The sequence below is a fragment of the Siminovitchia sp. FSL H7-0308 genome (assembly GCF_037980985.1).
Classification (GTDB): Bacteria; Bacillota; Bacilli; order Bacillales; family Bacillaceae_C; genus Siminovitchia; species Siminovitchia thermophila.
Map to the genome: position 1 here is coordinate 4,232,915 of NZ_CP150282.1, position 12,621 is coordinate 4,245,535.

At 41.9% G+C, this 12,621-nt stretch carries 15 protein-coding genes; 1 reads left to right on the top strand and 14 read right to left on the bottom strand.

The annotated features are described in order from the left end of the window. Positions 1-73: 73 nt before the first annotated feature. The 3 genes from MHB50_RS19830 to metG form a co-directional block, all read right to left on the bottom strand. The gene (locus MHB50_RS19830; protein WP_339160595.1) at positions 74-1,306 is read right to left on the bottom strand and encodes a ubiquitin-like domain-containing protein; all 1,233 of its coding nucleotides are present in this window, start codon (positions 1,304-1,306) and stop codon (positions 74-76) included. A gap of 133 nt (positions 1,307-1,439) precedes the next feature. Then, a complete protein-coding gene (locus MHB50_RS19835) occupies positions 1,440-2,210 on the bottom strand; it encodes a TatD family hydrolase (RefSeq protein ID WP_339160598.1) in 771 nt (256 codons plus the stop codon). A 179-nt stretch (positions 2,211-2,389) separates the two neighbouring features. Further along, positions 2,390-4,342, bottom strand: a complete 1,953-nt coding sequence (gene metG / locus MHB50_RS19840) for a methionine--tRNA ligase (RefSeq protein ID WP_077111876.1) — start codon at positions 4,340-4,342, stop codon at positions 2,390-2,392. Between the two features lie 345 nt (positions 4,343-4,687). Between metG and MHB50_RS19845 the strand changes: the two genes are divergently transcribed. After that, complete coding sequence (locus MHB50_RS19845) at positions 4,688-4,981, top strand: AbrB/MazE/SpoVT family DNA-binding domain-containing protein (protein ID WP_077111877.1); 294 nt, start codon at positions 4,688-4,690, stop codon at positions 4,979-4,981. 49 nt (positions 4,982-5,030) lie between these two features. On the opposite strand, the gene MHB50_RS19850 is transcribed toward MHB50_RS19845, so the two are convergent. The 11 genes from MHB50_RS19850 to tmk form a co-directional block, all read right to left on the bottom strand. Beyond that, positions 5,031-5,498 (bottom strand): S-ribosylhomocysteine lyase, encoded by a 468-nt coding sequence (locus tag MHB50_RS19850; protein ID WP_077111878.1) that lies wholly within the window; start codon positions 5,496-5,498, stop codon positions 5,031-5,033. 3 nt (positions 5,499-5,501) lie between these two features. After that, positions 5,502-6,143: a class I SAM-dependent methyltransferase gene (locus tag MHB50_RS19855; protein ID WP_077111879.1), complete on the bottom strand. Its 642-nt coding sequence runs from the start codon at positions 6,141-6,143 to the stop codon at positions 5,502-5,504. Between the two features lie 677 nt (positions 6,144-6,820). Continuing rightward, complete coding sequence (gene rsmI, locus MHB50_RS19860; RefSeq protein WP_077111880.1) at positions 6,821-7,696, bottom strand: 16S rRNA (cytidine(1402)-2'-O)-methyltransferase; 876 nt, start codon at positions 7,694-7,696, stop codon at positions 6,821-6,823. Continuing rightward, positions 7,671-7,958 carry a GIY-YIG nuclease family protein gene (locus MHB50_RS19865; protein WP_339160601.1) on the bottom strand — a complete coding sequence of 96 codons (288 nt, stop codon included), beginning with the start codon at positions 7,956-7,958 and terminating at the stop codon, positions 7,671-7,673. The genes rsmI and MHB50_RS19865 overlap by 26 nt, the downstream gene beginning before the upstream one ends. Continuing rightward, on the bottom strand, positions 7,945-8,688 hold the full coding sequence (locus MHB50_RS19870) for a tRNA1(Val) (adenine(37)-N6)-methyltransferase (protein ID WP_339160602.1): 744 nt from the start codon (positions 8,686-8,688) through the stop codon (positions 7,945-7,947). Before MHB50_RS19870 ends, MHB50_RS19865 begins: the two co-directional genes overlap by 14 nt. 80 nt (positions 8,689-8,768) lie before the next feature. Next, complete coding sequence (gene yabA / locus MHB50_RS19875) at positions 8,769-9,137, bottom strand: DNA replication initiation control protein YabA (RefSeq protein WP_077111883.1); 369 nt, start codon at positions 9,135-9,137, stop codon at positions 8,769-8,771. 12 nt (positions 9,138-9,149) lie between these two features. Further along, positions 9,150-9,977 (bottom strand): stage 0 sporulation family protein, encoded by an 828-nt coding sequence (locus MHB50_RS19880; RefSeq protein WP_077111884.1) that lies wholly within the window; start codon positions 9,975-9,977, stop codon positions 9,150-9,152. After that, complete coding sequence (gene holB, locus MHB50_RS19885) at positions 9,970-10,977, bottom strand: DNA polymerase III subunit delta' (RefSeq protein ID WP_077111885.1); 1,008 nt, start codon at positions 10,975-10,977, stop codon at positions 9,970-9,972. The genes MHB50_RS19880 and holB overlap by 8 nt, the downstream gene beginning before the upstream one ends. 13 nt (positions 10,978-10,990) lie before the next feature. Further along, positions 10,991-11,431, bottom strand: a complete 441-nt coding sequence (locus MHB50_RS19890; protein ID WP_339160603.1) for a YaaR family protein — start codon at positions 11,429-11,431, stop codon at positions 10,991-10,993. Positions 11,432-11,439: 8 nt separating this feature from the next. After that, a complete protein-coding gene (locus MHB50_RS19895; RefSeq protein ID WP_077111887.1) occupies positions 11,440-11,769 on the bottom strand; it encodes a cyclic-di-AMP receptor in 330 nt (109 codons plus the stop codon). 178 nt (positions 11,770-11,947) lie between these two features. After that, positions 11,948-12,589 (bottom strand): dTMP kinase, encoded by a 642-nt coding sequence (tmk, locus tag MHB50_RS19900; RefSeq protein WP_077111888.1) that lies wholly within the window; start codon positions 12,587-12,589, stop codon positions 11,948-11,950. Positions 12,590-12,621: the final 32 nt, after the last annotated feature.

A 12,621-nucleotide genomic window follows, 5' to 3' on the forward strand; every position in this document is an offset into this window, starting at 1 on the left:
GATCTTTTTATCTTAATTTTATTATAACCCGCCTTATGAGAAAAAAGAAAAAGCAGAGGATCGACTCCCCCGCTTAGTCCAAAATTTTCACTTTGACTTTTTTGCTTCCAAAGCTGTGTGCCTCGCCACTCGTTTGAACATGCACATCAATTTTATTCCCTTTAATGGCACCGCCTGTGTCGCCGGCCACAGCATAACCATAACCTTCAACCCAAACTTTTGTACCGAGTGGTATGACATTCGGGTCAACCGCAATCACTTTGGCACTCGGATTGGCCTTTAAGTCAATTCCAGTAGCCGTGACACCTGAACAGCCATTGCATGTTGCCGTATAGGCCGTTGCGCTCACGTATATTTCTTTTCCGCCGCTATCTTTTTCCACTGTTTGTATAATTTGTGGCGTTTTTTCCTTGGTGTTCTGTTTAGTGATCTGCGGGGGCGGGGTGCTCTGTTTCGTTCCCGTTCCGACAGCCACAACCTTTTGGACGCTTTCTCTTATTTTCTTTTCTGAAATAAGCGTCCGGTTCACTTCCTTGCCGTTTTCAACTGTCACTTCGTACTCTTTTTTTACAAGACCTTGTTTACCTTCCTGGATCACTTTCTCCGTGCCATTGGGCAAAGAAGGATCTTTCTGCGTAATAACTTCAAAATCAATCGGTTCTTCCACTACATCAGTGACTTTTTGACCGCGAATGATATGTACCTCGCTATTAGGAGAAATATTTTCTTCTAGCCGAGGCTGCACCTTGTCCAATGGTCCGAAAGTGATTCCTTGTTGTTTTACAAAGTCGGCGACTGTCGTTGAAGTAGTCCACACTTCTTTCACGTTGCCGCCATCATTGAGAACAAGAGGAAAAGCCCGTTCTATTTGAATGTCCATACCGGCAACAACGGGGGCGGTTAGAGACATGTTCACCTGATCTTGTTCTTTCAATTCAATCTGATTTTCTTCCAAAAGCTGTTTTACTGTTTTCGCAGTCGTCCAAACAACCTGTGAATTGCTGCCGTCCGTGATCTCAACTTTTTTCGCCGGTTCCCAAACAAGAGAGAGTTCATCAATTAAAGCTGTTTCTGGATGATGTGATAAATAGTCCGATTCTTTTATATCGATATTTAATTCATTTAGCATATCCTGAATCGTGTCGGCATGTGTTTTGACAACAACTTTTTCTCCGTCTAGAGTTAAAGCCACTGTTTTTTTTGTTCCCTCGTTAATCAAAGTAATGAGGGTTGCTGTAAAAACGAGAAAGCTCGCAACGGCGAGTCCCATTTTTTTTCGTTTTTCCATCTGCATGAAACTGGCCATGGAACGACTCCTCCTTTTCGTCTCATGAATGAGCGTTTTCTATATTTGAGCCATTCCTTTACGGGAATTGCTTCGATTTACTTTCATTCAATGTTTATCAGGAAGAGTTTGTAAAGTTTAGGGGTATGAAGGATTATTCATGTATGCCAAATAATTTTTTCGCATTTTCTGTTGTCGCCCGGGCGACTTCTTCATAGGATATTCCTTTTAATTCGGCAATTTGTTCAGCCACAAGCTTTACATACGCCGGTTCATTCCTTTTTCCCCGGTACGGATGCGGCGCCAAGTAAGGACAGTCCGTTTCGATCAGCAGCTTGTCCAGCGGAACTTGCTCGGCTACTCTCTTTGGTTTTTTGGCATTTTTAAACGTAACGGGACCGCCTAAAGAGATGAGAAAATTAAGTCTTAAACATTCTTTGGCAGATTCTGCGCTTCCGCTAAAACAATGCATAATACCGCCGATTTCCTTGGCATCTTCTTCCTTCAGGATCTGAATGATATCCTCTGTCGCTTCACGATTATGTATAATCAGCGGCAAGCGCAACTTCTTTGCGAGCCTGATCTGTTTGCGAAATACTTCTTGCTGAATATTTTTCGGCGACTTATCCCAATGATAATCAAGCCCAATTTCCCCATAAGCAACTACTTTCGGATGGCGGGCCTTTTCTTCAAGCCACACCAAATCCTCTTCCGTCATGTCGATGGCATCAACTGGATGCCAACCGATGCTTGCATATAAAAAATCATATTTATCAACTATTTGGAGAGCTCTTTCGATCGTTTCCCGATTAAAACCGACAACAACCATATGCTCTACCCCTGCTTCTTGTGCCCGTTTCATAACCTCTTCCAAATCATCGTTAAATTGTTCGTCATTTAAATGGACATGCGTATCAAATAACATAGGCTCTTCTCTCCTTTAACGAGTATAAAGTATTTAAAAGTAACATAAGTCACAACAAGATAACATTTATATTACAAAAAAAGAACATAGGGAGTCGGGCTGAAATAGGGACCTAATCAGCCTTTCTCTCTATGCCCCCAATACTTTGGTCATTTTCTGAATTTTTATTTACATTAAGTTTATTTTACAATAGCACCATTTTGTAATCTTTGATCAACAGATGCTACCGACAAAACACCATTTTCTTCTCCGGCCAAAATCATTCCCTGCGACAATTCGCCACGAAGTTTGACAGGTTTTAAGTTGGCCACCACAATCACTTTTCGACCGATTAAATCTTCAGGCTTGTAAAATTCCGCAATGCCGGAAACGACCTGCCGCTTTTCATATCCGAGATCCAGCTGTAATTTTAACAGCTTATTCGCTTTTTTAACCGGCTCACAGTCAATCACTTCCGCCACTCTTAACTCCACTTTCATAAAATCATCGATCGTAATTTCAGGTGATTGTTCCGGCTTTTCTACAGGTTCCTTTGCCGGCTGGGGTCCTCTCATTTCGCGTTGGATATAGCTGACCTCTTCTTCCAGTTCAAGCCGCGGAAAAATAGGTTCCCCCTTTTCAACAACTTTCGTCCCTTCCGGGATATTACCGAACGTTTCCAAGCTTTCCCACGATGTAAATTGGTCATCGGCGATATTTAATTGGGAAAATATCTTTTTCGGTGTTTCTGTTAAAAACGGTTGTAATAAAACCGCCGCCCTGCGAAGTGACTCGGCCAAATGCACCATGACACTGCCTAATTCCCGGCGCTTTTCTTCATCTTTCGCCAAAATCCACGGTTGTGTTTCATCAATATATTTATTCGTCCGGTTGATCATATGCCAGATAGACGAAAGGGCTACGGAAAACTCCATATGATCCATCGCTTTTTCATAATTTTGAATGGTTTCTTTATGCTCATCAAGCAATTCATTGTCAAAAGGAGTAATAGACCCTTCATAAGCTGGTATGACACCGTTAAAATATTTATTGATCATCGCGATCGTTCTGTTTAATAAATTTCCCAGATCATTTGCAAGATCGAAATTGATTCTTTCAATGAACCCTTCCGGAGTAAAAACGCCATCAGAACCAAACGGCACTTCCCGCAGTAGATAATATCTAACAGCATCGAGACCGTAACGTTTCACAAGCATAACCGGGTCGACGACATTTCCTTTCGATTTGGACATTTTGCCGTCTTTCATGAGCAGCCATCCATGGGCAAACACTTTTTTGGGTAGCGGCAAATCCAAAGCCATCAGCATAATCGGCCAATAGATCGTATGGAAACGGACAATTTCTTTTCCTACAAGATGTACATCTGCCGGCCAATATTTTACGTATTTTGAATCGTCGTCCGAGCCGTATCCAAGAGCGGTTATGTAGTTCGTCAACGCATCGATCCATACGTAAATGACATGCTTCGGGTCACCAGGAACGGGAATCCCCCAGTCAAATGTCGTCCTTGATACGGCCAAATCCTCAAGGCCTGGCTTAATGAAGTTGTTGATCATTTCATTTTTTCTTGATTCGGGCTGAATAAATTCAGGATTTTCCTCGTAATATTGAAGAAGCCTGTCGACATACTTACTCATTCTGAAAAAGTACGACTCTTCTTTCACCTTTTCCACCGGGCGGCCGCAATCCGGGCAATTGCCGTCTTCAAGCTGGCGCTCCGTAAAAAATGACTCGCAGGGCGTACAATAAAAACCTTCATATTCATCTAAATATATATCGCCTTGATCCAGAAGGCGCTTGAATATTTTTTGAACGACTTCTTTATGGCGCGGCTGTGTTGTGCGGATAAAATCATCATATGATATATCCAGCAACTTCCACAGCTCCTGGATGCCGCTCACCATTCGATCTACGTATTCCTTCGGCGTAATGTTTTCCTTTTCCGCCTGCTTCTGTATTTTTTGTCCATGCTCGTCCGTTCCCGTCAAATACATCACATCATAACCGCGCATTCTTTTATAACGAGCCATCGCATCTCCGGCCACCGTCGTATACGCATGGCCGATGTGCAAGTTGCCGCTCGGATAATAAATCGGTGTTGTTAAGTAAAAAGTTTTCAGTTTCTCCTTCACACTATTTTCCTCCCTCTCATCATTGCCTCTACTAATGGACTATATATTAAACGGTTTTTGCCATCATCATGTCCTCTTCTACAGTAAAAATATACGTGAAATATAACAATCCTGCAACTTGAGGGCTATTATAACAAATAGAAATTCTTATTTAATTACCAATATTGACAAAACTAGTCAACTTTTCATAGGCCATTATATTCAATAAATTTACAAATTCTTTATTTAATAATTGACGGATATGGGAAAGACTGGTACTATTGATGTAGCTACATAGGCTATAAAACACGATCGTTTTGATATAAATGGGTGAAAGAGAGAAGAGAAATTGGGGAGGGCAATGTAATGAAATCTACCGGAATAGTGCGAAAAGTGGATGAACTTGGACGGGTTGTCATCCCGATTGAGCTTAGGCGGACACTTGGCATTGAAGAAAAAGACGCGTTGGAAATATATGTTGATGATGAGAAAATTATTTTGAAAAAGTACAAGCCAACCATGACCTGCCATATAACAGGAAATGTTTCAGATGACAACGTGCTGCTCGCAGGGGGAAAATTGGTATTAAGCAAGGAAGGCGCGGACCAGCTCATCAATGAAATTCAGGAAGCTTTTAAAGCGAAAGAACTAGGAGTATAACGATAAAAAAGCCGCATCCTTAAGGAAACGGCTTTTTTCACGTAGTGATTCAAAAAACTTCCTTCCATTCATCTTTATGATCCAGCATCTTCCGAGCGATTTCTTTGGCGCCCTCCAAACTATGACTAGCAGCCCATCCGCATTGAACCTCGTTACAAGCCGGTACTTCTGTCGCTTCCAACACATCGTTCAATGTTTTCTCTAAAATGTGTAACACTTCTTCATAATCATCATGGTTCACAAGAGACATATAATAGCCAGTTTGACACCCCATTGGACTGATATCCACTATTTTGTCGGAATGGTTCCGGCTGTATTCGGCCATCATATGTTCCAATGAATGCAGTGCCGGCATCTTCATATGTTCCTTGTTCGGCTGACAGAAACGGATATCATATTTCTTGATGATATCTCCTTTCTCTCCCTTGATGACACCTGCAAGCCTGACATATGGGGCTTTCACCTTCGTATGATCCAAATTAAAACTTTCAACATTCATCTTTTGATTTGCCATCATCGCTCACTCCTTTTTAGTCGCTTCCATAAGCCATACAAAACGATTTTTTTGTGTAAAGGTTACAGCAAAGCCTGCTTCGCCAAATAGATGATTCATTGTGGAAATAGTCGGATAAAACTCTGTCTTCAAATCGGCTGCCAGGCGATTAAATTGTTTGCTTTCCGCTTCCTTAATCATATCCTGTTTCACTTCAATACTCACGAAAATTGTATCAGCAAAAACAATTCGGCCTCCTTCTCCGAGCATTTTTCCAAAGTTTTGAATGGCATCCGCTTTTTCCGCATCTGTCAAATGATGGAATGCATATGTGCTGACAATTGTATCCGGATTTCGTTCCGGCATTGGAAATTCGAGAAAATCTCCTTCAACAATTGTCGCCCCAGGCAATTTATGGCGAGCAATGTTTCTCATTCCTTTGGAAGGTTCAATGCCATATACCTCTTTCTCCATCTTGATCATTTTTTCTGTCAAGTTTCCCGTACCTACCCCAAATTCAAATATATACCCTTTTGCTTTTTTTGCAACCTCCAAAAGAATGTCATCATATCCTTCGAATACTTCTTTATATTCAATGTCACGGCCACTAACCGTTTGATCATATGTTTTTGACCAGTCGTCAAACAACTTATCAAATTTTCGCGTCAACCCCATTTCCCCCTTTTCTTATAAAAATACTATGAATTAATGTATAATTACTGTACCATCTGATTTTTAAAAAAGCAATGGGCCTTTAGCGTATTCTTCAAGCAAAAAAGAGACTGGAACATAAGCAAATACGAAATAGCAAAAGGGCCGGGACAAAACCCTGTGAAAATGAAATAAACCGCATGGAATCAAGTTTAAAAACCTTGATTTCACGCGGCTTTATTCTCACGATTTTTACGAATATCTATCAGCTTTTAACCTATGTTCCAGCCCTTATTTGTGTAAAAAAATCCCCATCATCGCTTTCCGCAGGTCTCTTCAGCTTCCTCGGAAAGCAAAGGTCGCTTTCCTGCGGGATCTTCAGCTCGAGCTATTCCCTCAGGGGTCTACCTATTTTGACTACGCTAAAAGCTTGCGTATGATACACTGGGACAATTTATCCCGCATATAAGGTGCCCAATTGGTTCAACTAACATTCAGTAGAAGCCCTACTGAATGAAGTTTCACTTTATTGTTCGTTTTTTCATTAGCTGATTTAGTTGTGTCCCAGCATAAAGAAGCTCGATGATCCAAATTTACATTTTTGAATCATCAAGCTTTTTTGTCATGCCTAATTTTCACTGAGAAAATGGATAGAATTCACCAATAACAGTATTGACTTTATATAGTTAGCCTCATTATGATTCACCGATATGATAAGCTTGATAAATTTCTCGTTTGGGCACCTTCCGGTCTTTTGCAACAAGTTTGATGGCTTCTTTGGCCTGAATTCCTTTCTCTGATATATACTGATTCACATGATCCTTTATCGTGAGTGGCGCCCACCATGATGGTTCTTCTTCTTTCTCTTCTCTGCTTCCTTCAACGACCAAACAAAATTCTCCGCGAATTTCTTCGGTTTTCGTCCAATCAAGCGCTTCTTGGATCGTCCCGCGCAAAAATTCCTCATACTTCTTTGTCAGTTCCCGGGAAAGGACTATTTTCCGGTTTCCCCATATATCCAGCATATGCTGGAGTGTTTCTTTCAAACGGTGGGGCGCTTCGTAGATAAGGATCGCTCCTTGTTGAAACTTCAAACGTTCCAGCGCTTTTTTCTTCTCTTTTTTCCCCCGCGGCAAAAAACCGAAAAAATAAAATGGCTGCGGCGGCAGTCCCGAAGCAATAAGCGCTGTAATCGCAGCATTGGCCCCTGGCAAAGGAATGACCGAAATTCCTTTTTCAATCGCAGCTTTGACCATTTCAAAACCGGGATCGGAAATGCAGGGCGTTCCGGCGTCGCTTACAAGCGCCACTTTTTCCCCTTTCATTAATCGATCAACGATCTGGCGGCCGCTTAATTCTTTATTATGCTCGTGATAACTTACGAGGGGAGTATCAATTTCAAAGTAATGGCATAATTTTTTTGTATTCCTCGTATCTTCGGCAGCGATGACATCCGCTTCCTTCATGAGCCGAATGGCCCGGAACGTCATATCTTCCAAGTTTCCAATCGGAGTAGGTATTAAATAAAGGATTCCTTCGACACTTTCATGATTGCTTTTCTGACTGCGCATCTTGTTCACCAGCCTTTAAAAATTGCTCTTTTTGGTGCCGCGACAGACGCTTGAAAGCATATTCGGCCCGCAATGCTTCCCCTTTTTCCCCAAACTCCTCAAGATAAATCATGCTCACCGGCACTCTTGTCCTTGTGTATTTTGCCCCCTTGCCAGCATTATGCTCCGCCAGCCTGCGCTTGGGGTCCACCGTATAGCCGCCATAATATGATCCGTCGCCGCATTCAAGTACGTAAAAATAATGTTTATTATTGTTCTCCATATAAAATCTCTCTAATTTCAGGCGTATATTCGTTATTTTCGTCATAGACAAACAAAGGAGGCAGCGTCTTTAAACCGGCATTCCCGTTTTTTGTCCCTTCCACCAAAATCGTATTCGCCTCTTTTCCGCTTTTCGGATATACAAAGCGCAGGCGCTTGGGCTCAAGCCGATATTGCCTCATCAGCGTTAAAATATCGAGCAACCTTTCGGGCCTGTGGACAAAAGCCGCCTTGCCCCCCTGGCGCAACAGCTGGCTGCTCACACGAATGACGTCTTCCAACGAACAAAGAATCTCATGGCGGGCGATGGCCAAATATTGATTTTCATTCATAACATGTGGGGAGGGAGAGGCGAAATAAGGAGGATTACATGTGACAACATCGAACTTGCCGTAACCGACTGTTTCGGTGATTTCCTTTAAATCACCATGAATCATTCGAATTCGATCCTCAAGCCGGTTGTATCGAATGCTCCTGACAGCCATTTGATAGAGGCGCTCTTGAATTTCCACACCTGTAATGGCGGCTTTCGTTTTACTGCTTAGTAAAAGCGGCACAACCCCATTACCACTGCATAAATCAATAATATTTCCCTTTTGAATCGGGATATAAGCAAAGCGGGCCAGCAAGACAGCATCAAGTGAAAAAGCGAACACTGTCGGGCTTTGAATGATTTTAAGATTTTCGGCCAAAAGATAATCCAGCCGTTCGTCTTCGTATAACTCTATCACGTTTTCTCACTCCATTACAGCAGACATCTTGCCGCACTTGAAAATAGCCTTCCCAAATATAGGAAGGCCTTTGTTCGTCTTTATTTTTTATTCAAGAAGGATAGGCAAAATAGGCAATCTTCATCCCTGCGCGGGCTTCCAAAATGGATATTGCAAATATGGAAGCCTTCCTGATACAAGCGGGCCAAATTATCATAGCCCTCACCAATTTCTTTCATTCGATCATATTCAACGTGCTCGTCCTTTTTTTTGTCGGCCGATAAGAAATTTTCCTGATCCATTTCTTGATTCAAATGTCTACGCAAATGGTCGTTTTCCAGTTTTAGGGCATGATTTTCTTCAATCAGCTCCCCCAAATACTGCTTTAATTCGCCAAGTTGCTGATATAACTGGCCGATTTGCATTTCCATATTACTGACTGAATCATAGAGTTCCTTCTTATCTTTCATCATACCACCCCATTAGTCCGAGGCCTGAACAGACGTCACACTCTTAGCTGTAATCTCTTCTAACGTATATTCTAAAATCCGCTCCTGACCGGACATTTCCACTTGCAAAATTCTTTCCAAAATATTTAAGCCAATCACTTTTCCCGAGCCATTCGGCGTACGAATAACATCCCCTACATCAGGAAGTTCTGCTTTAGCCGCTTCATATTCGTCGTTTTCATATTTCAAACAACACATAAGCCGGCCGCATAATCCGGAAATCTTTGTTGGGTTTAACGATAAATTTTGGTCTTTTGCCATTTTGATCGAAACAGGCTCAAAATCACCCAGAAAAGTGGAACAGCAGAGCATACGCCCGCACGGTCCAATCCCTCCAAGCATTTTGGCCTCATCTCTTACGCCAATTTGCCTCAATTCGATTCTTGTACGGAAAATAGAGGCCAGGTCTTTTACCAACTCCCGAAAATCAATCCGTCCGTCCGCGGTAAAATAAAAAATGACTTTGTTGCGGTCAAACGTATATTCAACATCGACGAGCTTCATATCAAGTTGATGCTCGGTGATTTTTTTTGAACAGATTTCATATGCTTCTTTTGCTTGTATTTTATTTTCTTCAACGTTTTGCTTATCTTCCTGATCGGCAATCCTGACAATTTTTTTAAGCGGCAACACAACATCATGTTCGCTTACTTGTTTCTTGTCTGTAACGGCTTTTCCAAATTCTATTCCCCTTGCCGTTTCAACAATGACATAGTCATTCCTGACAACAGGATGATCCTGGGGATCAAAATAATATATTTTACCGGCTTTTTTAAACCGGACACCCACTACATTATACAAAAGAAGGTCCCCCCTGCAAATTCAGCACAAGCTGTTCCATTAACAGCTGAGGATTCATATTTGCGTGTATTTTTTTCTTGGCTTCCAAAATGGCTGTTATTTGTTCCGAAATCCTTCTTAGCGACGTTTGCAGCGCATCTTTTTCCAGTTTTTCCTTTATATCCGGATAAACTAGTTGCCGATCCTTCCCCAAGTGTATATAAAACAAATCTTTATATAAAAGCAGTAAAAGCGATAAGCCTAAATCAAGCTGAGACCTATCTTTAAAATGGCTCAACCAATCATTTTGTAATGCGGTCATTGCATAGAGCGGATTTTCTTTTAAGATGTCATATAATTTTAACACTATCATTCGGGCTTGTGCAAACCAATCTTCGTCATTCAGCCTGACGGCTTCTTCCAAATCATTCGTTACAGCGGCCAACAGCACCGCTTTTGTTTCATGAACCCCCGAATGCAATAGCTTTTCCAAAAGCTGTTCCCGGCTTAATGGGTGAAATGGTACTTTTTGACACCTTGACATAATGGTCGGCAACATTTGCTGTGGCTGCTCTGTAACGAGGATTGCCATCGTTTGCACATGCGGCTCCTCCAAAAATTTGAGCAGACTGTTGGCCGCTTGTACGGTCATTTTTTCTGCATCAATGAGAATGTATATTTTCCTCTTTGATTCCATACCCGACTTGCTGAATTCAGTCCGCAATGAGCGTATTTGATCTATTTTAATGGAAGCACCGTCCGGCTCCACGACATGAACATCAGGGTGGTTGCTGCTTTCAATTCTTCTACAGTTGCTGCAGCGGCCGCATGGATTCATATGATCACGACTATCCTCACAGAACATGCTGGATGCGAGCAACATGCTTGCCGCGCGTTTCCCTGTGCCCTGTTCGCCTTCAAATAAATATGCATGGGCAATACGGCCGTATTGAATGCTATTTTTTAACAGTCTAGCCGCGACGGGCTGTTCGCGTGTAAATTGTTCCCAGTTTTTGGCCACCGGTAACTCACCCTTACGTGTATAAATGAATGAGCAGCCCTTTTATTTCGCCAATCTTATCCAAAATATAAATGGACTGCTGTTCTTCTTTCAGTATGTCATTCGTTAACTCAATCAATTTTTCATCTATCGTCTCAACAATCTGAAGCGTTCTTCCGTCAGAAAATCGATTCCAACTATGAGATTGTTTTAAGTTCATGCCGAATTCAACAGCTTCCTGAACAAACCTTTTAACAAGCTGTTTATATTTAGCCAAGTCTTGGAAACTCCGCGTCTTTCCAAGCCGTTCGCCAGCTGCGGATAAATCGGCCATTAACGTGGCAAGCTGCTCCTCTTGCAGTTTCATCCCTTGAAAGGAAATCATCTCGGAAAATCTGGGGTTGTCCGTACGTTTTATTTTTTGCCCGGTCACGAAGTGTCCTGATCTTGATTTGGATGTCTCGTTAATTTTCATAAGCTACCCTAAAATTGATGAAATTGCTCGATTGGCAGGACAAAAACCGTGGCTCCCCCAACGGACACTTCAACTGGATAAGGAATGTAGGAGTCGGCATTTCCTCCCATTGGTGAAACCGGAGCCATTAATTGCTCCCGAGATTTGCAATTTTCCCTAATGACTTCGAGCGCCTTTTCCACACGGATATCTTCTGTCCCAATCATGAATGTTGTATTTCCCGATTTTAAAAACCCGCCTGTTGTCGCAAGTTTAGTAGCTCTAAAATTATGTTCAACCAACGCGTTCATCAACCGGTTGCTGTCCTGGTCTTGAACTACGGCCATTATCAACTTCATGTATATCACCCCTTTAAAAAAGTGAAAAACAAATATTTGTTATTATCATTATTATATCAGTTAAACGAATATGTGACATCGTTATATGATCCATTATATCCAAACATCTTCTATTTCGAATCAACCATATTTCTACATTGTTGTTCAATAATATTCTTTGCAGCCATAAAAAGTACCATTACTTTGTTTCGTATGATTTCAATTGTTCTTCAATAATATTCTTTGCAGCCTCGTAAACATTATCCAGCGGTTGGCTCGCATCAATTTCCATCATACGCTCAGGAAAACGGTTTAACAGCAATTTATAACCTTCTCGTACTTTTTGGTGAAATTCAATCGTTTCCAAATCAAGGCGGTTAATCTCCCTTCCCGCGTGTTTGGCAATTCGTTTCAGCCCCGCCTCAGGTTCAATATCAAAATATAGCGTTATATCAGGCATCAAGCCATTGACGGCAAACTGATTAATCGCATATACCTCATCAATCCCAAGCCCCCTGGCAAATCCTTGGTAAGCAAGGGAGCTGTCAATAAAACGATCACATAATACAAGCGTGCCGCGTCGAAGTGCCGGTATAATTTTTTCCGTTAAATGCTGACGGCGCGCGGCCGCATATAACAAAGCTTCCGTTCTTCCGTCCATCATCGTATGTTCTTTGTCCAAAATAATCGTTCGGATCTTCTCGGCAATTTCTATTCCTCCCGGTTCACGGGTAGCAAGAACAGGTACCCCGGAAGCGGAAAAATCCATACGCAGTCTTTCAATAATAGTCGTTTTTCCCGCTCCCTCAGGACCTTCCACAGTAATAAACAATCCACACATCCCTTTACCTCCGCAAACTATATATGTCGTTT

Excerpts from the sequence above, each read along its gene's own strand:
- MHB50_RS19830 (WP_339160595.1), bottom strand. The coding sequence starts at position 1,306 with ATGGCCAGTTTCATGCAGATGGAAAAACGAAAAAAAATGGGACTCGCC.
- MHB50_RS19835 (WP_339160598.1), bottom strand. The coding sequence starts at position 2,210 with ATGTTATTTGATACGCATGTCCATTTAAATGACGAACAATTTAACGAT.
- MHB50_RS19845 (WP_077111877.1), top strand. The coding sequence starts at position 4,688 with ATGAAATCTACCGGAATAGTGCGAAAAGTGGATGAACTTGGACGGGTT.
- MHB50_RS19850 (WP_077111878.1), bottom strand. The coding sequence starts at position 5,498 with ATGATGGCAAATCAAAAGATGAATGTTGAAAGTTTTAATTTGGATCAT.
- rsmI (WP_077111880.1), bottom strand. The coding sequence starts at position 7,696 with ATGCGCAGTCAGAAAAGCAATCATGAAAGTGTCGAAGGAATCCTTTAT.
- MHB50_RS19865 (WP_339160601.1), bottom strand. The coding sequence starts at position 7,958 with ATGGAGAACAATAATAAACATTATTTTTACGTACTTGAATGCGGCGAC.
- yabA (WP_077111883.1), bottom strand. The coding sequence starts at position 9,137 with ATGAAAGATAAGAAGGAACTCTATGATTCAGTCAGTAATATGGAAATG.
- MHB50_RS19890 (WP_339160603.1), bottom strand. The coding sequence starts at position 11,431 with ATGAAAATTAACGAGACATCCAAATCAAGATCAGGACACTTCGTGACC.
- MHB50_RS19895 (WP_077111887.1), bottom strand. The coding sequence starts at position 11,769 with ATGAAGTTGATAATGGCCGTAGTTCAAGACCAGGACAGCAACCGGTTG.
- tmk (WP_077111888.1), bottom strand. The coding sequence starts at position 12,589 with ATGTGTGGATTGTTTATTACTGTGGAAGGTCCTGAGGGAGCGGGAAAA.